This is a genomic window from Branchiibius sp. NY16-3462-2 (genome assembly GCF_001594145.1).
GTDB lineage: Bacteria > Actinomycetota > Actinomycetes > Actinomycetales > Dermatophilaceae > Branchiibius.
In genome coordinates, this window is record NZ_LVCF01000001.1 from 455,790 (window position 1) to 475,835 (window position 20,046).

The following is a 20,046-nucleotide window of genomic DNA, read 5'->3' on the forward strand; positions in this document are numbered from 1 at the left end:
CGCTGCCGGTGGTGTCGGAGATTGCTTAGGAATCGAAGCCCAACGACACGTCGTCCAGACGCACAGCCTCACCCGAGCCCGGACCGAAGACCGGGTAGTCGTAGGGCTGGTAGTCCGGCAGGGCGTACAGCTGCGCCTTGGCTTCCTCGGTCGGCTCCACCGTCACGTTGCGGTAGCGCGGCAGACCGGTTCCGGCCGGGATCAGCTTGCCCAGGATGACGTTCTCCTTCAGGCCGAGCAGCGGGTCGCTCTTGGCGTGCATGGCCGCCTCGGTGAGCACCCGGGTGGTCTCCTGGAAGGAGGCCGCCGAGAGCCACGAGTCGGTCGCAAGCGACGCCTTGGTGATACCCATCAGCTCCGGACGACCCGACGCCGGGCGACCGCCCTCGGCCACCGCGCGACGCGAGGCGTCCTCGAACCGGCCACGCTCGGCCAGTTCGCCCGGCAGCAGGTCGGTGTCGCCGGCCTCGATGATCGTCACGCGACGAAGCATCTGACGCACGATGACCTCGATGTGCTTGTCGTGGATCGCCACACCCTGCAGGCGGTACACGGCCTGGACCTCGTCCACCAGGTGCTTCTGCACCTCGCGGGCACCCAGGATGCGCAGCACCTGCTTGGGGTCGATGGCACCCTGCACCAGCTGGGCGCCGACCTCGACGTGTTCGCCGTCGGCGACCAGCAGACGGGCCCGCTTGCTGACCGGGTAGGCCTGCTCCTCGGAACCGTCGTCCGGCGTGATCAGCACACGACGTGCCTTGTCGGTCTCCTCGATGACGACCCGGCCGGCCGCTTCCGCGATCGGCGCGACACCCTTGGGCGTGCGGGCCTCGAAGAGCTCGACGACACGCGGCAGACCGCGGGTGATGTCGTCACCAGCAGCAGCACCACCGGTGTGGAAGGTACGCATCGTCAGCTGGGTGCCGGGCTCACCGATGGACTGGGCCGCGATGATGCCAACGGCCTCACCGATGTCGACCAGCTTGCCGGTCGCCAGGGACCGGCCGTAGCACATGGCGCAGGTACCGACGCGGGACTCACAGGTGAGCACCGAGCGGACCTTGACCTCGCGCACGCCGGCGGCGATCAGCTTGTCCAGGTTGACGTCACCCAGGTCGGAGCCGGCCGCGGCCAGCACCTCACCGTCGATGACGACGTCCTCGGCGAGGTTGCGGGCGTAGACCGAGGTCTCCACCGACTCGTGCTCGACGTGGCTGCCGTCCGGGGTCTCCTGGGAGATCGGCATGACCAGACCGCGGTCGGTGCCGCAGTCGTCCTCGCGGATGATGACGTCCTGGGAGACGTCGACCAGCCGGCGGGTCAGGTAACCCGAGTCCGCGGTCCGCAGAGCGGTGTCCGCCAGACCCTTACGAGCACCGTGCGTGGAGATGAAGAACTCCAGCACCGACAAGCCCTCACGGAAGTTGGACTTGATCGGACGCGGGATGATCTCGCCCTTCGGGTTGGCCATCAGACCACGCGCACCGGCGATCTGCCGGACCTGGTACCAGTTACCCGACGCACCCGAGGCCACCATGCGGTAGATCGGGTTGGTGCTGTCGAAGTTGCGCTCCATCTCGGCCGCGACCTCGTTGGTTCCCTGGGTCCAGATCTCGATGAGCTCCTGACGGCGCTCGTCGTCGGTCAGCAGACCGCGGTCGAACTGGCTCTGGACCTTGGCGGCCTTCGCGTCGTACCCGGCAAGGATCTGCTCCTTGTTGTCCGGGGTGCGCACATCGGAGATCGCCACGGTGCAACCCGAACGCGTCGCCCAGTGGAAACCGGCCTCCTTGAGCGCGTCCAGCGACGCGGCGACCTGGGTCTTGGGGTACCGCTCGGCGAGGTCGTTGACCACACCGGACAGCGTCTTCTTGTCGATCGTCGCGTTGAGGAACGGGTAGTCCTCGGGCAGCGTCTCGTTGAAGAGCACCCGGCCCAGCGTGGTCTCGATCGTCACGAAGGCAGCGCGGCCCAGCTCATCGACGACCACGTCGTCGGCGAGCTCGTAGCCGGCCGGCGGCACCTGGTCGGCGACGCGCACCGAAATGGCCGAACCGAGCTTGATCTCGCCGCGGTCGAACGCCATCCGGGCTTCGGCCGGGCTGGAGAACGAGCGCAGTACGCCGTCACTCACCTCGGCGCGGCCCGCCTCGGAGGTCAGGTGGTAGATACCCGTGATCATGTCCTGGGAGGGCATGGTCACCGGTCGACCATCGGCCGGCTTCAGCACGTTGTTGCTCGAGAGCATCAGGATGCGTGCTTCGGCCTGCGCCTCGGCGGACAGCGGCACGTGCACGGCCATCTGGTCACCGTCGAAGTCGGCGTTGAACGCGGTGCAGACCAGCGGGTGGATCTGCACGGCCTTACCCTCGACCAGCTGCGGCTCGAACGCCTGGATACCCAGACGGTGCAGCGTGGGCGCACGGTTCAGCAGCACCGGGTGCTCACGGATGACCTCTTCGAGGACGTCCCACACGACCGGGTTGGCGCGCTCGACCTTGCGCTTGGCCGACTTGATGTTCTGCGCGTAGTCCAGGTCGACCAGACGCTTCATCACGAACGGCTTGAACAGCTCCAGGGCCATCTGCTTGGGCAGACCACACTGGTGCAGCTTCAGCTGCGGGCCGACCACGATGACCGAACGGCCGGAGTAGTCCACGCGCTTACCGAGCAGGTTCTGACGGAACCGGCCCTGCTTGCCCTTGAGCATGTCGGACAGCGACTTCAGCGGACGGTTGCCCGGTCCGGTGACCGGACGGCCACGACGGCCGTTGTCGAAGAGGCTGTCGACAGCCTCCTGCAGCATCCGCTTCTCGTTGTTGACGATGATCTCCGGCGCACCGAGGTCCAGCAGTCGCTTCAACCGGTTGTTGCGGTTGATGACCCGGCGGTAGAGGTCGTTCAGGTCGGAGGTCGCGAAGCGGCCACCGTCCAGCTGCACCATCGGGCGCAGGTCCGGCGGGATGACCGGCACGGCGTCCAGGACCATCCCGGTGGGGTGGTTCTTGGTCTGCTGGAACGCAGTGACCACCCGCAGCCGCTTGAGGGCGCGCGTCTTGCGCTGACCCTTACCGGTGGCGATGGTCTCGCGCAGCGAGGCCGCCTCGGCGTCCAGGTCGAAGGTCTCCAGGCGCTTCTGCAGAGCAGCCGCACCCATGCCACCTTCGAAGTACAGACCGAACCGGTCACGCATCTCGCGGTAGAGGGTCTCATCGCCCTCGAGGTCCTGGACCTTGAGGTTCTTGAACCGGTCCCACACCTGCTCGAGCTTCTCGACCTGCTGGTCGTAGCGGCGGCGGATCTGGGTCATCTCGCGCTCGGCGGAGTCGCGCACCTTGCGACGCGCGTCGGCCTTGGCGCCCTCAGCCTCCAGGGCGGCCAGGTCGGTCTCCAGCTTGCTGGCGCGGGTGTTGATCTCGTCGTCGCGACGGTTGATCAGTTCCTTCTTCTCGACCTCGATCTGCGCCTCCAGCGAGGGCAGGTCGGCGTGCCGCTGCTCCTCATCGACGGAGGTGATCATGTACGCCGCGAAGTAGATGACCTTCTCCAGGTCCTTCGGGGCGAGGTCGAGCAGGTAGCCCAAGCGCGACGGAACGCCCTTGAAGTACCAGATGTGGGTGACCGGCGCGGCGAGCTCGATGTGACCCATCCGCTCACGGCGCACCGCGGAGCGGGTGACCTCGACGCCACAGCGCTCACAAATGATGCCCTTGAAGCGGACGCGCTTGTACTTACCGCAGTAGCACTCCCAGTCCCGGGTGGGGCCGAAGATCTTCTCGCAGAAGAGGCCGTCCTTCTCGGGCTTGAGGGTGCGGTAGTTGATGGTTTCGGGCTTCTTCACCTCACCGTGGCTCCACTGACGGATGTCGTCAGCGGTAGCGAGGCCGATACGCAGTTCGTCGAAGAAGTTGACGTCCAGCACGGTGTGCCTTCCTTCTTGTTACCTAGCGAAGTCTGAAAGTTCTGAGTCTGAAATGGCGTTGGTCAATCGGACGGGAGGTGAGGTACGCCGATCGGCCGGCCTCTCGGCGTACCTCACCGTTGGAAGTCTCAGACTTCGTCGACTGAGCTCGGCTCGCGCCGGCTCAGGTCAATCCCGAGTTCTTCCGCGGCGCGGAAGACCTCCTGGTCGCTCTCGCGCAGGTCGATCGCCTGACCATCGCTGGACAGCACCTCGACGTTGAGGCAGAGCGACTGCATTTCCTTGATGAGCACCTTGAACGACTCGGGGATGCCCGGCTCGGGGATGTTCTCGCCCTTGACGATGGCCTCGTAGACCTTCACGCGGCCGTTGATGTCATCGGACTTGATGGTGAGCAGCTCCTGCAGTGCGTAGGCGGCGCCGTACGCCTCCAGGGCCCACACCTCCATCTCACCGAAGCGCTGGCCACCGAACTGGGCCTTACCGCCCAGCGGCTGCTGGGTGATCATCGAGTACGGACCGGTGGAGCGGGCGTGGATCTTGTCGTCGACCAGGTGGTGCAACTTCAAGATGTACATGTAGCCCACCGACACCGGCTCCGGGAACGGTTCGCCGGAGCGACCGTCGAAGAGCCGGGTCTTGCCCTCGTGACCGATCAGGCGCTGGCCGTCGCGGGTCGGAGTCGTCGAGTCCAGCAGACCCGAGATGACTTCCTCGCTCGCACCGTCGAACACCGGGGAGGCCACGCGCGAACCCGCGGGCGCCTCGTGGGCGTCGGCCGGGATCTGCTTGGCCCAGTCGGGGCTGCCCTCGATCTGCCAGCCGCGGCTCGCGGCCCAGCCCAGGTGCAACTCCAGGATCTGCCCGAGGTTCATCCGGCGCGGCACACCGTGCGGGTTCAGCACGACGTCGACCGGGGTGCCGTCCTCCAGGAACGGCATGTCCTCGACGGGCAGGATCTTGGAGATGACGCCCTTGTTGCCGTGGCGGCCGGCGAGCTTGTCACCGTCGGTGATCTTGCGCTTGTTGGCGACGTAGACGCGGACCATCTGGTTCACGCCGGGCGCCAACTCATCGCCCTCCTCGCGGTCGAAGACCTTGACGCCGATGACCGTGCCGGTCTCGCCGTGCGGGACCTTCATCGAGGTGTCACGGACCTCACGGGCCTTCTCACCGAAGATGGCGCGCAGCAGGCGCTCCTCCGGGGTCAACTCGGTCTCACCCTTGGGCGTGACCTTGCCGACCAGCAGGTCGCCATCGCGTACCTCGGCACCGATGCGGATGATGCCGCGCTCGTCCAGGTCGGCCAGGACCTCTTCGGAGACGTTCGGGATGTCCCGGGTGATCTCCTCCGGGCCCAGCTTGGTGTCGCGGGCGTCGATCTCGTGCTCTTCGATGTGGATCGAGGAGAGTACGTCGTCCTGCACCAACCGCTGGGACAAGATGATGGCGTCCTCGAAGTTGTAGCCCTCCCACGGCATGAATGCCACGAGCAGGTTCTTTCCGAGAGCCATCTCGCCACCGTCCGTTGCCGGACCGTCGGCGATGACCGAGCCCACCTCGAGGCGGTCACCGGTGGTGACCACGACGCGCTGGTTGTAGCAGGTACCCGCGTTGGAGCGGGTGAACTTGGCCACGCGGTAGGTGATGTAGGTGCCGTCGTCGTTGGCGACGGTCACCAGGTCCGCGGAGACCTCCTGCACGACACCGGCCTTCTCGGCCCGGATGACGTCACCGGAGTCCAGCGCGGCGCGGTACTCCATCCCGGTGCCGACCAGCGGCGCCTCGGAACGGACCAGCGGCACGGCCTGACGCTGCATCGCGGCGCCCATCAGGGCGCGCGAGGTGTCGTCGTGCTCCAGGAACGGGATCAGCGCGGTGGACGCCGACACCATCTGACGTGCGGACACGTCCATGTAGTCGACCTCGTCGGCCGGGACGTCGGTGGCTTCGCCGTCCTTGACGCGCACCAGGACCCGCTCCTCGACGAACGAACCGTCGGGGTTCAGCGGGGCGTTGGCCTGCGCCTTGACGAACTCGTCCTCCTCGTCCGCGGTGAGGTAGTGCACCTCATCGGTGACGACGCCGTTCTCGACCTTGCGGTACGGGGTCTCGATGAACCCGAACGCGTTGATCCGGCCGTAGGACGCGAGCGAACCGATCAGACCGATGTTCGGGCCTTCCGGCGTCTCGATCGGGCACATCCGGCCGTAGTGGCTGGGGTGCACGTCACGAACTTCCATGCCGGCGCGGTCACGGGACAGACCACCCGGGCCCAGCGCGTTCAGACGCCGCTTGTGCGTCAGACCGGCCAGCGGGTTGTTCTGGTCCATGAACTGCGACAACTGGCTGGTGCCGAAGAACTCCTTGATGGAGGCGACGACGGGCCGGATGTTGATCAGGGTCTGCGGCGTGATGGCCTCGACGTCCTGGGTGGTCATGCGCTCGCGGACGACGCGCTCCATCCGGGACAGACCGGTGCGGACCTGGTTCTGGATCAACTCACCGACGTTGCGGATCCGGCGGTTGCCGAAGTGGTCGATGTCGTCGACCTCGACCCGCAGGTCGGTCTCGGCGCCGTTACGGAACCCGCGCATGACCGGCTCGCCGGCGTGCAGGGCGCACAGGTACTTGATCGTGGCCACGATGTCGTCAACCGACAGGGTGGACTTGTTCAGCGAGACCTGCAGACCCAGCTTCTTGTCCACCTTGTAACGACCGACCTTGGCCAAGTCGTAGCGCTTGGTGTTGAAGTACAGGTTGTCCAGCAGGTTGCGGGCCGCTTCGGTGGTCGGCGGCTCGCCCGGGCGCAGCTTGCGGTAGATGTCCAGCAGCGCCTCGTCCTGGGTGACCGTGTGGTCCTTCTCCAGGGTCGCGCGGATGCTGTCGTACTGGCCGAACTGCTCCAGGATGTCGGCCTCGGACAGGCCGAGCGCCTTCAGCAGAACCGTGACCGACTGCTTTCGCTTGCGGTCCACGCGCACACCGACGGTGTCGCGCTTGTCGATCTCGAACTCCAGCCAGGCACCGCGGCTCGGGATGATCTTGGCGGTGTAGACGTCCTTGTCGGAGGTCTTGTCGATGCTGCGCTCGAAGTAGACACCCGGGCTACGCACCAGCTGGGAGACCACGACACGCTCGGTGCCGTTGATGATGAAGGTGCCGCGCTCGGTCATGAGCGGGAAATCGCCCATGAACACCGTCTGGCTCTTGATCTCACCGGTGTTGTTGTTGATGAACTCCGCGGTGACGAACAGCGGCGCCGCGTAGGTGATGTCCTTCTCTTTGCACTCCTCCGTCGTGTACTTGACCTCCTCGAAGCGGTGGTCACGGAACGACAGACTCATCGAGCCGGAGAAGTCCTCGATCGGAGAGATCTCCTCGAAGATCTCCTCCAGACCGGAACGGTCGTTGATGTCCTCACGTCCGGCTGCCTTTGCGGCAGCTACGCGCTCCTGCCAGCGCTCGTTTCCGAGCAGCCAGTCGAAGCTCTCCGTCTGGGGAGCCAGCAGGTCCGGCATCTCCAGAGGTTCGCGGATCTTGGCGAACGAGAGACGGCCCGAAGCCGTCTTCGCCGACGAGAGGGTATTGGTCGCAGTACGCGAGGCAGCCAAGGATGGGTCCTTCCACAGGCCTTACGGGCGGTTCGGTCGGCTACCTGCGTCGATGACCTAACCTGTTGATCAGCTGCTGATCGCGGGCACGACGATCACCGACCGTCAAATCGACTGCCGGCGCGGGAGGCGCTCGGGCGGGCGACGCGGTCTGCGTGATATCCGGGCTGGATCAAGCTCATCTGAGCAAAGGGCTGGGCGGACACGGGCAGCGCAAAGCAATACCATACCCGATCAGGCAAGTGAAGTAAACCCGACGGAATTCCGGGGCACGAGAGGCCACCGAGCCGTAAGGCCGATCCGTCGCTGCCCCCGCAGCGCGTCCCACGACTGTGCACCCGCCCACGGGCCCTCGTCAAGCACCCGCGCGGAAAAACACCTCAGCGCAGGACCGACACCTCGGGGTACTCCCGCACCTGACCGGCCAGCCGCGCCAGGTGGTAGGTGGTGTCGCCCCAGGAGTGCTCGATGTCGGTGATCGCGCTGGTGTAGTGGCCCACGGCGTACTCAGCGGTCATGCCGATGCCACCGTGCAACTGGATGGCCTCCTGCCCGACCAGCCGGGCATTGCGGCCGGCGACCACCTTCAGGCGGGATGCGGCCAGGTCGTCCAGCGGGTCGGCGGCCAGCGCCATCGCGGTGTAGAGCACACTGCTGCGCACCAACTCCAGGGCGACGTACATGTCGGCGGCCCGGAAGGTGAGCGCCTGGAAGGTCGCCAGCGGCACGCCGAACTGCTTGCGGGTCTTGAGGTAGCCGACGGTCAGGTCCAGCGCCCCCTGCATGGCACCGAACGCCTCGCTCTCCACCGTCAGGATGGCCAGGTTGGCGGCCGCGCGCAGGGCCTCATCGGTGGCCGCGCCCGGCTCACCAAGCGGCGCACCCGGCGTACCGTCCAGGGCCACGCGCTCCTCGCCGCCGGTCTCGACGACGAATAGTCCGGTCTGCTCCCCCACCTTCGCCGCGACGATCGCGTGGCTCGCATCGGGTGCGTAGCGCACGGGCTCCTTGACCCCGTCCAGCAGCCAGGCGTCACCCTCCTGCCGTGCGGTCACGTCGTACGGCGTGAGGGACCACGCGCAGCCGGGTTCGGCGATCGCCGTGACCACCAGGGTGTCACCGCCCAGCAGCGGGGCGAGCAGCTGCTCGTGCTGCTCGTCGGTGCCCAGGCGGGCCAGCAGGGTCGCGGCGGCCAGGGCATCGGCGTACGGCGATTGGATCCGTCCGCGGCCCAGTTCGACGGCCGCGACGCTCACCTCCACAGCCGAGGCGTCGGCTCCGCCCAGGTCCTCGGCGAACGGCAACGCGATCAGGCCGGTCTCGGCGATCGCGGTCCAGGCTGCCTTGTCCAGCGGCTGCGGACCGGTGGCCACCTCGCCGCCGGTGGATTCGGGCTGGTGCCGCTTGGCCAGTTCGGCGACGGCGTCGCGCAGCGCCAGTTGTTCTTCTTCGAACGTGAAGTCCATGGCTGTGTCGTGTCCTTTCAGGCCCGCAGGCCGAGGATGCCGCCGGCGATGATCTGGCGCTGCACCTCGTTGGAACCGCCGTAGATCGAGGCCTTACGGAAGTTGAGGTAGGTCGGGGTGGCGTGCGCGGTCCACGCTTCGAGGGAGGTGTCCTCCGGCTGCTGCCACAGCAGCGAGGCCGGCCCGGCGATGTCGGCGAGCAACTCCAGGGCGTCCTGCTGCAACTGGGTGCCGCGCAGCTTCACGATCGATGATGCCGGGTCCGGCTGGCCCTCCTTCGAACCGGCGGCGACCCGGATCACGGTGAGTTCCAGCGCTGCGACGCTCGCCTCCAACTCGGCAATTCGGGCCGCGACCAGGGGCTCGTCCAGAAGCGTGCCGGTGTGCGTACGCGTCTGTGCCGCACGGGCTTTCGCGGTGGCGAGCACCTTCTTGATACTTGCGACCGGTGCGACACCGACGCGCTCGTTGCCCAGCAGGAACTTGGCGTAGGTCCAGCCGGCGTTGACCTCACCCACGAGTTGGTCGGCCGGGACACGGACGTTCTCGAAGAAGACCTCGTTGACCTCGTGGCCGCCGTCGATGAGCTTGATCGGGCGCACGGTGATGCCGGGTGTCTTCATGTCGATGAGCAGGAAGGAGATGCCCTGCTGCTTCTTGGCCGCCTGCGGGTCGGTGCGGACCAGCGCGAAGATCCAGTCGGCGTACTGGCCCAGGGTCGTCCACGTCTTCTGTCCGTTGACCACCCACTCGTCGCCGTCGAGGACAGCGGTCGTGCGCAGACTGGCCAGGTCCGACCCGGCGTCCGGCTCGGAGAAGCCCTGGCACCACCAGATGTCGAGGTTGGCGGTCTTGGGCAGGAAGCGCTCCTTCTGCTCCTGCGAGCCGAAGGCGGCGATCACGGGGCCGACCATGTTGGCGTTGAACGCCAACGGCGGCGGCACACTGGCGGCCTGCATCTCCTGCAGATAGATGTGCCGCTCCAGGTCGCTCCAGCCCCGGCCGCCCCATTCGGTGGGCCAGTGCGGTACGGCCAGGCCGGCGGCGTTCAGCGTCTGCTGCGCCTCGATGAAGTCCTTCGGGTCGACCTCACCTCCGGCGGCCCAGCGGTCCCGTAGATCCTGCGGCACCTTCGTGGTGAAGAAGTCGCGCATCTCCTGTTGGAATGCGCGGTCCTCGTCGGTCAGTTCGAGACGCATGAGCCCTCCAGAGTTCGGCTGGGACCCACTGTAATGAGCCAGTGATCGTGCTCACCACCGCGGGGTAAGCGGTTGCTCAGTAGGCACGCAAAAGGGGCCCTTCCGGACGAATCCGGAGGGGCCCCTTTCACAGGGAGGGATTAGCTCACTTGAGCTCGACGGATGCGCCGGCGCCCTCGAGCTGCTCCTTGGCCTTCTCGGCCGCAGCCTTGTCGACCTTCTCCAGGACGGGCTTGGGGGCGCCGTCCACGAGGTCCTTGGCTTCCTTCAGACCCAGAGAGGTCAGCGCGCGGACCTCCTTGATGACCTGGATCTTCTTGTCGCCGGCGGCGGTCAGGATGACGTCGAACTCATCCTGCTCCGCAGCGGCAGCGCCGTCGCCGCCGCCCGCAGCCGGGGCGCCCGCAGCGGCAACCGCAACCGGAGCGGCCGCGGTGACGTTGAAGGTGTCCTCGAATTCCTTCACGAACTCAGAGAGCTCGATCAGGGTCATCTCCTTGAAAGCGTCAAGGAGCTCTTCGGTGCTGAGCTTCGCCATGATTGGCGTCCTTTCGTTATGCCGTGAGTGGCTGTTTTAACTGGATTGAGCTGAGATTCAGCTCTCGTCGCCACCCTCGGCGACGTCTTCGGTTGCCTCGGCTGCCGCCGGGGCGTCGGCCTCGGCTACTGCCGGGGCTTCTTCGGTAGCCGGTGCCGCTTCGGCAACCGGACCCTCCTGCTCGACCTTCGCCCGCAGAGCGTCGACCGTGCGAGCGGCCTGGTTCAGCGGAGCGGCGAACAGGTAGACGGCCTGGCTGAGCGAGGCGTTCATCGCCCCGGCCAACTTGGCCAGCAGGGTCTCGCGAGACTCGAGGTTCGCAAGCTTGGTGATGTCACCGGCCTCGAGCGGCTTGCCGTCAAGCACACCGCCCTTGATGACCAGCAGCGGGTTGGCCTTGGCGAAGTCGCGCAGGCCCTTGGCCGCCTCGACCGGGTCACCGGTGACGAAGGCGATCGCGGACGGACCCTCGAGCATGCCGTCGAAAGCGGTGACTCCCGCTTCCTTGGCGGCGCGCTCGGTGAGCGTGTTCTTCACCACGGCGTAGGTCGCGTGCTCGCGCAGCGAGTTACGCAGCTCAGTCAGCTGCGCCACGGTCAGGCCGCGGTACTCGGTCAGCACGGCCGCGCCCGACTCTCGGAACTTGTCCGTGAGTTCGGCAATGGCAGCGGACTTGTCAGCCTTCGCCATGCGGACCTCCTTCGTGGGTGTGCCGGTGGGTCAGGACCTCACGAAAAAGAGCCCCAGCGCAGATGCGCCAGGGCTCACGGGAAACGTGCTCTCAAGCTCACCTGCGCAGGTCGCCGCTTCATGCGGACCTTCAGTCTTCTGGGAGAACCCAGCCGACAACCGGCGGTCATTGGTGTTATCAGGGTACGGCGTGGGGCCGCCCCCAGCCAAATCGTCGTCCTTCTCAGGCGTCCTTCTCAGGCGCCCTTCTCAGGCGCCCACGGAGTCCAGATCCTTCGGCGCGGTCGTGACCTGGCTGGTCGGCGGAGCAGTGATCGTCACCGGCACGCCCCAGTCCGAGATGGTCATCGTCATCATCGTCTTGCCGCCGACCTGCATGACGGTCTTCTCGGGCCGGTTCTTGGCGTCCAGCGTGCTGGTCATCGTGATGTCGCCGGCCGGCAGCCCGTCCAGACTCGAGCTCTTGCCTTCCGCCTTGGCCAGCTGTCCCAAGGCCTCGCGGGTGAGCTTGGTGGTGAGCGTCGTGCCGTCCGGGCCGGACTTCGTGACGGTCCACTTCACCGAATCACCAAGCGGGCCAAGACCATTCAGTGACGACATTCCGCCTAGGCTGGATCCGAAACTCTTGCTGAGTTCGTCGTCACCCTTGGGGTCGAGCTTGACGTACTTGTCGCCGAGCATGGTCATCTTCAAATAGGCGATCTTGTCGACGTAGATCATGTGCATGTCCATCCCCATCGCGGACATGTCCATCTTCAGGGCCTGGCCACCGCCCTTGTAGGAGATCTCGCCGTCGGCAGTGACCGCATCGTCCATCATCGACATCTTCAGGTGGGCCGATCCAGCGTCGCGGGCAGCGGCCTCGGACAGCTGCTCGAACTGCTTGGCGGACACGGTCTGGCCGACGGTGAAGGTCGGTTGGCTGCTGGTCGTCGAGGTCGCGCCCGCCACGGCTGCCGTGCCCGTGCCCGCGGGCGTCGGCACGCTGACGGTCTTCCCGCAGGAAGCCAGCCCGAGGGCGACGACGGGCAGGGCGAGGGCGATCAGTGGGCGGCGCACCCGGTGATCGTAGACGAGAAACCAGGCGATCGACGTACGCCGATCGCCTGTTTGCGCGGGTTCCCGACAGATGCGCGGGTGATAAGCCGCGCAGACGCACACAACCCGCGCACCTGGGGTGCGCGGGTTGTGGTGCCGGGAACGATCAGGCGTTGGCCGTCGCGTCGTCCTCGAGCAGGTTGCGGGTCTTGTTGAAGTCCAGCGGGATACCCGGGCCCATCGTGGTCGACATGGTCGCCTTGCTGATGTAACGGCCCTTGGACGAAGCCGGCTTCAGACGCAGGATCTCATCCAGCGCCGCACCGTAGTTCTCCACGAGCGCCTTCTCATCGAACGATGCCTTGCCGATGATGAAGTGCAGGTTGGAGTGCTTGTCGACGCGGAACTCGATCTTGCCGCCCTTGATGTCAGACACGGCCTTGGCCACGTCCATCGTCACGGTGCCGGTCTTCGGGTTCGGCATCAGGCCACGGGGACCGAGCACCTTACCGAGGCGGCCGACCTTGCCCATCAGGTCAGGGGTCGCGACCACGGCGTCGAAGTCGGTCCAGCCACCGGCGACCTTGGCGATCAGGTCATCGGAACCGACGAAGTCGGCGCCGGCGGCCTCGGCCGCAGCGGCCTTGTCACCGTTGGCGAAGACCAGCACGCGGGCGGTCTTACCGGTGCCGTGCGGCAGGTTGACGGTGCCACGGACCATCTGGTCGGCCTTGCGCGGGTCGACACCCAGACGGAACGCGACCTCGACGGTCGAGTCGTACTTGGTGGTGGCCGACTCCTTGGCCAGGCGAACGGCCTCGAGCGGGCTGTAGACCTCGTCGTGGTTGATCTTGCTGTCCGCGGCGCGGTAGGACTTGCTGCGCTTCATGATTTCTCCTTGGTTGTGGTGCGGGAGTTGTGGTTGTGCGGGCCAGCGCTGGCCCAACCACGTGGTGCTTTGGCTATTACGGGGTGTCGATACCCATCGAACGAGCGGTACCGGCGATGATCCGCTCGGCCATCTCGATGTCGTTGGCGTTCAGGTCGGCCATCTTCTGCTCGGCGATCGCCCGGACCTGGTCCTTGGTCAGCTTCGCGACCTTGGTCTTGTGCGGCTCACCGGAGCCCTTGGCGACGCCTGCGGCCTTCTTGATCAGCTCGGCGGCCGGCGGGGTCTTGGTGATGAAGGTGAAGGAGCGGTCTTCGTAGACCGTGATCTCCACCGGGATCACGTTGCCGCGCTGGGCTTCCGTCGCAGCGTTGTACGCCTTGACGAACTCCATGATGTTGACGCCGTGCTGACCCAGCGCCGGACCGACCGGCGGGGCGGGGGGGGCGGCCCCGCCCGGGTCTGCCGCTTGGTGAAGCCGGGGACCTTCTTCTTGGGGGGCATGCTCGTGTTTCCTTACTTGGTGGTGGGCCTACGCCGTGGGCGATGACCCGGTTGCATTGCCACGACCGGTTGGCCGCAGCGGTGATGTCGCGGATCAGATCTTGGCGACCTGGTTGAACGACAGTTCGACCGGCGTTTCGCGGCCGAAGATCGAGACCAGCACCTTCAGTTTCGCAGTGTCGATGTTGATCTCGGAAATCGTGGCGGGCAGGGTCTCGAACGGACCCTCCATGACGGTGACCGACTCGCCGACCTCGAAGTCGACCTCGACCGGGGTGGCCGCACCGCCGCGGCTCGGGGCCGTCTTGGTCGGAGCCGGGGCCTCGCCCTCGGGTGTCTGGTCCTCGAAGACCGGGTTGAGCATCGTGACGACCTCATCGATCGTCAGCGGGCTCGGCTCGTGGGCGTTGCCGACGAAGCCGGTGACGCCCGGCGTGTGCCGCACCGCGACCCACGAGTCGTTGGTCAGCTCCATCCGCACCAGCACGTATCCGGGCATCCGCACGCGGGTGCCGGTCTTCGGCTGGCCGTTCTTGATCTCGCGGTACTCCTCCATCGGGACCTCGACCTGGAAGATGTAGTCCTCCATGTTCAGCGAGATGATGCGGGTCTCGAGGTTGGCCTTCACGCGCTTCTCGTAACCGGCGTAGGAGTGGATCACGAACCAGTCGCCCCACTGCGACTTCAGGTCGGCGATGAACGCCTCGCGCTGCTCCTCGGCCGTCAGGGCGACAGCCTCTTCCTCGATGGCCTCGGCAAGCTCGGGGTTGGCGGCCTCGTCAGCCAGCACCTCGGCCTCATCGGCGATCGCGTCGCGCTGCGCGTCGACGGCCTGCTCGGCCTCGTCCTCGGCGACGGCCTCATCGATGGTCTCGTCATCGATGGGCTCGGCGGCCAGTTCCTCGCCGGTGTCCGCGTCGTGGATCGCGGTCTCCTCGGCGTAGAACTCGGTGTCGTCGGTCGCCTCGGCCTGTGCGGAGTCGATATCGCCGTCCGCGACATCGAGATCGTTGTCGATCTCGTCGAGGTTCGGCGTCCACTGATCCGTCATGACCCTTGCTTCCCTTGGTTGATTCGATGTGTTCGCGTCGCGGCGCGCCCAGCCTGCCCAGCGGCACCCGATGTGGGCACCTAGTGGCGGGCGCCGTACGTCAGGAGGACGTCCCGGACGACCCGAAGATCCAGCTGACCAGGTGACTGAACACCTGGTCCAGACCCACGACGTACGCCATGATCACGCAGATGAACACCACCGCGATGACGGTGTAGTTCACCAGTTCCTGACGCGTCGGGTAGACCACCTTGCGCATCTCGGCGATGACCTGGCGGATGAACAGCCAGATGCGCGAGAACAGCCCACGCTTCGCCGGTGTGGCGTCCTGCGCCTCACCGCGATCCGTCGTGCTGGCCTGCGTCACGTCGTCTGCTTCCGTTGGTCCGGACGTCCTGGCGGACGCCTTGGTCACCACCGCGCGTTGCCACGCGGCGGCCTCGCAGGGCACGAGGGACTTGAACCCCCAACCCCCGGTTTTGGAGACCGGTGCTCTACCAATTGAGCTAGTGCCCTTCGGTGAAAATCCGGCCCCTTGGGAAGGGCTCCTCGGGCATGCCAAAACAGCCTGAGGTTTTCACCGGTGGGTCAAGCATACGGTGCCGGGTGGCGATGCTCATAACTCGGACGCAGGTACGGTCGGGGGCATGGCCGGGGCACGCGATCTGAACACGTTGCCCAAGGCGCATCTGCATCTGCACTTCACCGGCTCGATGAGCCTGCCGACCCTGCACGAACTCGCGGCCGAGCGCGGGGTGCGGCTGCCCGATGCACTGCAGAGCGGCTGGCCGCCGAAACTGTCCGGCGCCGACGAGCGCGGCTGGTTCCGTTTCCAGCGGTTGTACGACGCGGCCCGGGCCTGCGTACGCGGCGAGGACGACCTGCGCCGACTGGTCCGCGAGGCTGCTCAGGCTGATGCCGCCGAGGGCTCCCGGTGGCTGGAGTTGCAGGTCGATCCGACGTCGTACGCAGGGCCGCTGGGCGGCATCGGACCCGCGCTGGAGGTGATTCTGGACGAGGCCGGGGCCGCGAGCGCCGCCACCGGCACCGGTGTGGGGATCATCGTGGCCGCCTCCCGGATCCGCCATCCGCTGGATGCCCGCACCCTGGCGCGCCTCGCCGCGCGGTACGCCGGCCATGGACCCGGTGAGGTCCTCGCCTTCGGGTTGAGCAACGACGAGCGTCGCGGCGACACCGATGACTTCGCACCGGCGTTCGCGATCGCCCGTCGGGCCGGTCTGGCCCGGGTGCCGCACGCAGGGGAACTGCTCGGCCCCGAATCGGTGCAGCAGACGTTGGACGCCCTGGCCCCGGACCGGTTGGGGCACGGGGTGCGCAGCGTCGAGGACCCTTCGGTGCTGGCGCGGGTCGTCGACGAGGGCGTCGCGCTCGAGGTGTGCCCGCGCTCGAACATCGCACTGGGGGTCTACGCAGACGCATCGCAGGTGCCGCTGCACACGCTCGTCGATGCCGGCGCCACCATCGCGCTCGGTGCCGACGATCCGTTGCTCTTCGGCAGCCGGTTGGTCGACCAGTACGCGCTGGCCCGCGAACAGGGCTTCTCCGACGAGGGATTGGCCGATCTCGCGCGCTCGTCAGTGCACGCGTCGCTAGCTCCCTCGGAGACCAAGACCGCCATCCTGGGCGAGATCGACGACTGGCTGGCTACAGCTCCAGACCTACCAGGACCGGCTCGTTGACCAACGTCACGCCGAACTTGTCCTGCACCCCGTCGCGCACCTCGCGGGCCAGGGCCACGATCTGCTCGCCCGTGGCGCCGCCTCGATTGGTGATCGCCAGCGGATGCTTGGTGGACAGCGCGGCAGGGCCGGGCAGCCCGTAGCCCTTCCCGAAACCGGCCCGCTCGATCAACCAGGCCGCCGGCAGTTTCACCAGACCGTCCGGGGCGGCGAACCGCGGCGGCGCCTCCCCCGCACGCTCGGCAACCTCGTCGGCAACGGTTGGCGTGACGATCGGGTTGGTGAAGAACGACCCGCACGACCAGGTGTCCTTATCAGCGGCCTCCAGCACCATGCCGCGACGTCGGCGCTGCGCGAGGACTGCCTCGCGGACGTCACCCAGGGGCGCCCGCTGGCCCTGGTCGATACCCAGCTGGGTGGCCAGATCGGCGTACCGGACGGGGGTCGACAACGGCTGGGGGTGCAGTTGGAACGCCACTTCGAGCACGACGTACCGGCCGCCGAACGCGTCCATGCGGGTGCGTTTGAAGATCGAGTCGCGGTAGGCGAAGGCGGCGTCGGCCACGCCGAAGGTGCGGATCATCCCGGTGACCCGGTCCAGGGTGCGGATCTGCGCGATCGTCTGCGCGACCTCCTGACCGTAGGCGCCGACGTTCTGCACCGGGGTGGCTCCCGCCAGCCCGGGGATCCCGGACAGCGCCTCCAGGCCGGACCACTCCTGCTCGCAGGCATAGGCCACGAAGTCGTCCCACGGCTCGCCGGCGGACACCCAGACGTAGGCGCCGCTGCACTCATCGAGGGATTCGGTGCGCACTCCGGTGTTCGCGACCTGGACCACGGTGCCCGGGAAGCCGGCCTCACCGATGACCAGGTTGGAGCCGCCGGACAGGACCAGCAGCGGTTCGTCGGCGTCGTCGACCTCCCGGACGGCGTCGACGAGTTCGTCGGTGGTCTCGGCGATCACGTACCGCGCCGCCGGGCCACCGACCCGCATGGTGGTGTGCTCGGCGAGCGGCTCGCCGGAGAGTTCCTTCACCGCAGACTGACCGTGAGGCTCGTCTTGGCCAGCACCTTCGCGCCACCGCTGGTCGCGGTGAGATCGACCGTGGCGACGCCGTCCTCGATGCTCTTGACGACACCGGTCACGTCAATCTGTGCGCCGCCCTCATAGGGGACGGGCACCGGCGCACTGAACCGCGTGCTGTACCCCGTGATGCGGCTGGCGTCACCGATCCACCGGGCAACGATCTCGCCGGCCGCGCCCATGGTCCACATACCGTGCGCGATCACGTCCGGCAGACCCACGGCGGTCGCGAAGCGCTCGTCCCAGTGGATGACGTTGAAATCCCCGCTGGCCCCGGCGTAGCGGATCAACCGGGCCCGGTCGACATCGACCGTGAGGGCAGGCAGTTCGTCGCCGACGGCGATCGTGCTCAGGTCGGTCATCAGGCATCCCCTCGGATCACCAGGACGCTGCGCGCGGCGCATACGGGTTCACCGGCAACGGTCTGGATCGCGGTTGAGAGCGTCACCATCGAGTGCCCGCCCGCCGAGCGGACCGAGTCCACCGTCGTAGCGGCCGTGACCTCATCCCCGGCGACCAGCGGCCGGTGGTGGGTGAAGGACTGCTCGCCGTGCACCAGCCGGGCGAAGTCGATCTCGGCCTCGGGGTCGAGGATCGCGGCGCCCTCGGCCTGCTGGGCGATCAGGATGGCGAAGGTCGGCGGCGCGATGACATCGGCGAAACCGCGCTCGCGCGCCGCTACGGGATCCGTGTGAGCGGGATCGGAGGCGCCCACAGCGGCAGCGAACTCGCCGATCTTGGCCCGGGACACGACGTACGGGCGGATGGCTGGATAGGTGCGCCCTTGCACCGCTGGGTTGACCGGCATGGCCTCAATCTAACGGGCATGCGAAAGCGCCACCCCGGTGGCCGGGGTGGCGCCGCGCGAAGGCGATGCGAAGCGGTTCAGCGCGTCTCGCGGTGCGCGGTGTGCTTACCGCAGCGCGAGCAGAACTTGGCCAGCTCAACCCGGTCGGGGTTGTTGCGGCGGTTCTTCTTGGTGATGTAGTTGCGCTCCTTGCACTCCGTGCACGCCAAAGTGATCTTCGGGCGGACGTCTGCGCTCTTGCTAGCCACGGGGCAACCTGCTCTCGGTGTTCTTGGGACTTCGTAGTCCGGAGGATCCGGACGTTGCTGACGGGGTGGTCAGCGATTGACTTGCGCCAGTAGCGGGGGCGGGGCTCGATCCCGCGACCTCACGATTATGAGTCGTGCGCTCTAACCAGCTGAGCTACCCCGCCTCGATCAACACCCGGGATGCGTTGGGCATTCCAGACGTTCATCAGAGCCCCCAAACGGAATCGAACCGTTGACCTTCTCCTTACCATGGAGACGCTCTGCCGACTGAGCTATAGGGGCCGGCTCCGCAGGCGCACAAACGTCCTTCTTCCGAAGGGTTTTTGTGCGCTAGCAGCGCGACGAAGAGGCTACCTCAGGTGGGCCGGGAACCTGAAATCGAGGCGCCCCCTCGGTCTGTCTGCGACAGACCGAGGGCCAGGAGGTCAGAGCGTTCGCACGCTCCCTCGCACCAACTCGGTGCCCTTCTTCAGGTTGCGCAGCGACATCTCCCACGAACCGTCCTGGCCACCGGGGCGGGCAACGAACGTGACCGTGCCGGGAATGTTGACCGGCTTGCGGAACTCCATCTCCGTCACGTACGCCGAGGGGAGACGGGAGTCCAACGCCGCCAACATCGCGGCCTGGCTCCACATCCCGTGAGCGATGGCGGTCGGGAAGCCCATGGCCTTCGCCGACAGCCCGGACATGTGGATGGGGTTGACGTCACCGCTGACCCGGGAGAATCGCCGCCCGAGGTCACCGGGCAGCCGCCAGATCGCACCCGCACCGTCGACACCGTCACCGGTGTCGACCTTCTCCGGGACGTCCCCCGCAATCTTCTGACCGCGATAGAGGTAGACCGCGAGGCCTTCCCACACCAACTCCTCCCCGACGAACACCTGGGAGATGACGTCGACCTGGACGCCTGCGCGGTGCGGCCGGGCGTTGGTCGCCCACGTCTCGAGGGTGAGCTCCTCGCTGAGCAACACCGGACGGTGCTGGGTCAGCTTGTTGCTTAGGTGGACGCTTCCCATCAACGGATACGGATACCTCTTGTCAGCGAACAGCGTTGCCTGCAAAGGGAATACGAGATTGTGCAGGTACGTGATGGGAAGCTCGTTGAGCAACGGAAAACCGCAGACGTGGTCATAGTCCGCGAGCGCGTTGATGTCGATGGTGACGCCGGACTGCCGGACCTTCAGATCCGGCAGACCGCCCTTGCCGGTGCGGCCGCGTGAGGACGCGACCGCACCGGCGAAGACTTTGGCGAGGACCGGCGACGACGTGAGATCGATCGTGTCAGTCACGCCGGC

General features: G+C 66.9%; 16 protein-coding genes, 3 tRNA genes and 1 pseudogene. 1 reads left to right on the forward strand and 19 read right to left on the reverse strand.

The genetic code is table 11. From position 1 onward, the window contains the following. Positions 1–25: 25 nt before the first annotated feature. From AZH51_RS02190 to AZH51_RS02245, 12 genes and pseudogenes are all read right to left on the reverse strand, one after another. Positions 26–3,922, reverse strand: a complete 3,897-nt coding sequence (locus tag AZH51_RS02190) for a DNA-directed RNA polymerase subunit beta' (RefSeq protein ID WP_291520849.1) — start codon at positions 3,920–3,922, stop codon at positions 26–28. 128 nt (positions 3,923–4,050) lie between these two features. Then, entirely contained in the window at positions 4,051–7,536 is a 3,486-nt protein-coding gene (gene rpoB / locus AZH51_RS02195) for a DNA-directed RNA polymerase subunit beta (RefSeq protein WP_291520851.1), read from the reverse strand. A gap of 380 nt (positions 7,537–7,916) precedes the next feature. Continuing rightward, complete coding sequence (locus AZH51_RS02200; RefSeq protein WP_291520853.1) at positions 7,917–9,002, reverse strand: acyl-CoA dehydrogenase family protein; 1,086 nt, start codon at positions 9,000–9,002, stop codon at positions 7,917–7,919. Between the two features lie 17 nt (positions 9,003–9,019). Further along, positions 9,020–10,201, reverse strand: coding sequence for an acyl-CoA dehydrogenase family protein (locus AZH51_RS02205; protein WP_291520855.1), 1,182 nt, complete (start codon positions 10,199–10,201; stop codon positions 9,020–9,022). A 145-nt stretch (positions 10,202–10,346) separates the two neighbouring features. Next, entirely contained in the window at positions 10,347–10,739 is a 393-nt protein-coding gene (rplL, locus tag AZH51_RS02210; protein WP_291520856.1) for a 50S ribosomal protein L7/L12, read from the reverse strand. 57 nt (positions 10,740–10,796) lie between these two features. Continuing rightward, positions 10,797–11,429 carry a 50S ribosomal protein L10 gene (gene rplJ / locus AZH51_RS02215; protein ID WP_291520858.1) on the reverse strand — a complete coding sequence of 211 codons (633 nt, stop codon included), beginning with the start codon at positions 11,427–11,429 and terminating at the stop codon, positions 10,797–10,799. Positions 11,430–11,678: 249 nt separating this feature from the next. Continuing rightward, complete coding sequence (locus AZH51_RS02220) at positions 11,679–12,488, reverse strand: hypothetical protein (RefSeq protein WP_291520860.1); 810 nt, start codon at positions 12,486–12,488, stop codon at positions 11,679–11,681. 145 nt (positions 12,489–12,633) lie between these two features. After that, positions 12,634–13,356, reverse strand: coding sequence for a 50S ribosomal protein L1 (gene rplA / locus AZH51_RS02225; protein ID WP_291520862.1), 723 nt, complete (start codon positions 13,354–13,356; stop codon positions 12,634–12,636). Positions 13,357–13,432: 76 nt separating this feature from the next. Continuing rightward, a pseudogene (gene rplK, locus AZH51_RS02230) lies at positions 13,433–13,860 on the reverse strand (50S ribosomal protein L11). Between the two features lie 94 nt (positions 13,861–13,954). Then, entirely contained in the window at positions 13,955–14,911 is a 957-nt protein-coding gene (gene nusG / locus AZH51_RS02235; protein ID WP_291520864.1) for a transcription termination/antitermination protein NusG, read from the reverse strand. 100 nt (positions 14,912–15,011) lie between these two features. Further along, positions 15,012–15,278 (reverse strand): preprotein translocase subunit SecE, encoded by a 267-nt coding sequence (gene secE / locus AZH51_RS02240; protein ID WP_291520866.1) that lies wholly within the window; start codon positions 15,276–15,278, stop codon positions 15,012–15,014. Positions 15,279–15,354: 76 nt separating this feature from the next. Continuing rightward, positions 15,355–15,427: transfer RNA gene (locus tag AZH51_RS02245), tRNA-Trp, on the reverse strand. A gap of 131 nt (positions 15,428–15,558) precedes the next feature. Here AZH51_RS02245 and AZH51_RS02250 point away from each other — a divergent pair. Next, positions 15,559–16,611: an adenosine deaminase gene (locus AZH51_RS02250; RefSeq protein ID WP_291520868.1), complete on the forward strand. Its 1,053-nt coding sequence runs from the start codon at positions 15,559–15,561 to the stop codon at positions 16,609–16,611. Here AZH51_RS02250 and AZH51_RS02255 read toward each other — a convergent pair. The 7 genes from AZH51_RS02255 to AZH51_RS02285 all read right to left on the reverse strand — a co-directional run bounded on the left by AZH51_RS02255 (position 16,577) and on the right by AZH51_RS02285 (position 20,040). Continuing rightward, the gene (locus tag AZH51_RS02255) at positions 16,577–17,647 is read right to left on the reverse strand and encodes a UDP-N-acetylmuramate dehydrogenase (protein ID WP_291520870.1); all 1,071 of its coding nucleotides are present in this window, start codon (positions 17,645–17,647) and stop codon (positions 16,577–16,579) included. The genes AZH51_RS02250 and AZH51_RS02255 overlap by 35 nt on opposite strands. After that, positions 17,644–18,057, reverse strand: coding sequence for a MaoC/PaaZ C-terminal domain-containing protein (locus AZH51_RS02260; RefSeq protein ID WP_291520872.1), 414 nt, complete (start codon positions 18,055–18,057; stop codon positions 17,644–17,646). The genes AZH51_RS02255 and AZH51_RS02260 overlap by 4 nt, the downstream gene beginning before the upstream one ends. Next, entirely contained in the window at positions 18,057–18,503 is a 447-nt protein-coding gene (locus tag AZH51_RS02265) for a MaoC family dehydratase N-terminal domain-containing protein (protein ID WP_291520874.1), read from the reverse strand. The genes AZH51_RS02260 and AZH51_RS02265 overlap by 1 nt, the downstream gene beginning before the upstream one ends. Positions 18,504–18,580: 77 nt before the next feature. Beyond that, positions 18,581–18,751, reverse strand: coding sequence for a 50S ribosomal protein L33 (gene rpmG, locus AZH51_RS02270; protein WP_109473970.1), 171 nt, complete (start codon positions 18,749–18,751; stop codon positions 18,581–18,583). 90 nt (positions 18,752–18,841) lie between these two features. After that, a tRNA-Met gene (locus AZH51_RS02275) sits at positions 18,842–18,915 on the reverse strand. Between the two features lie 45 nt (positions 18,916–18,960). Next, positions 18,961–19,033: transfer RNA gene (locus tag AZH51_RS02280), tRNA-Thr, on the reverse strand. A gap of 143 nt (positions 19,034–19,176) precedes the next feature. Further along, positions 19,177–20,040, reverse strand: coding sequence for a MaoC/PaaZ C-terminal domain-containing protein (locus tag AZH51_RS02285; protein WP_291520878.1), 864 nt, complete (start codon positions 20,038–20,040; stop codon positions 19,177–19,179). Positions 20,041–20,046 lie beyond the last annotated feature (6 nt).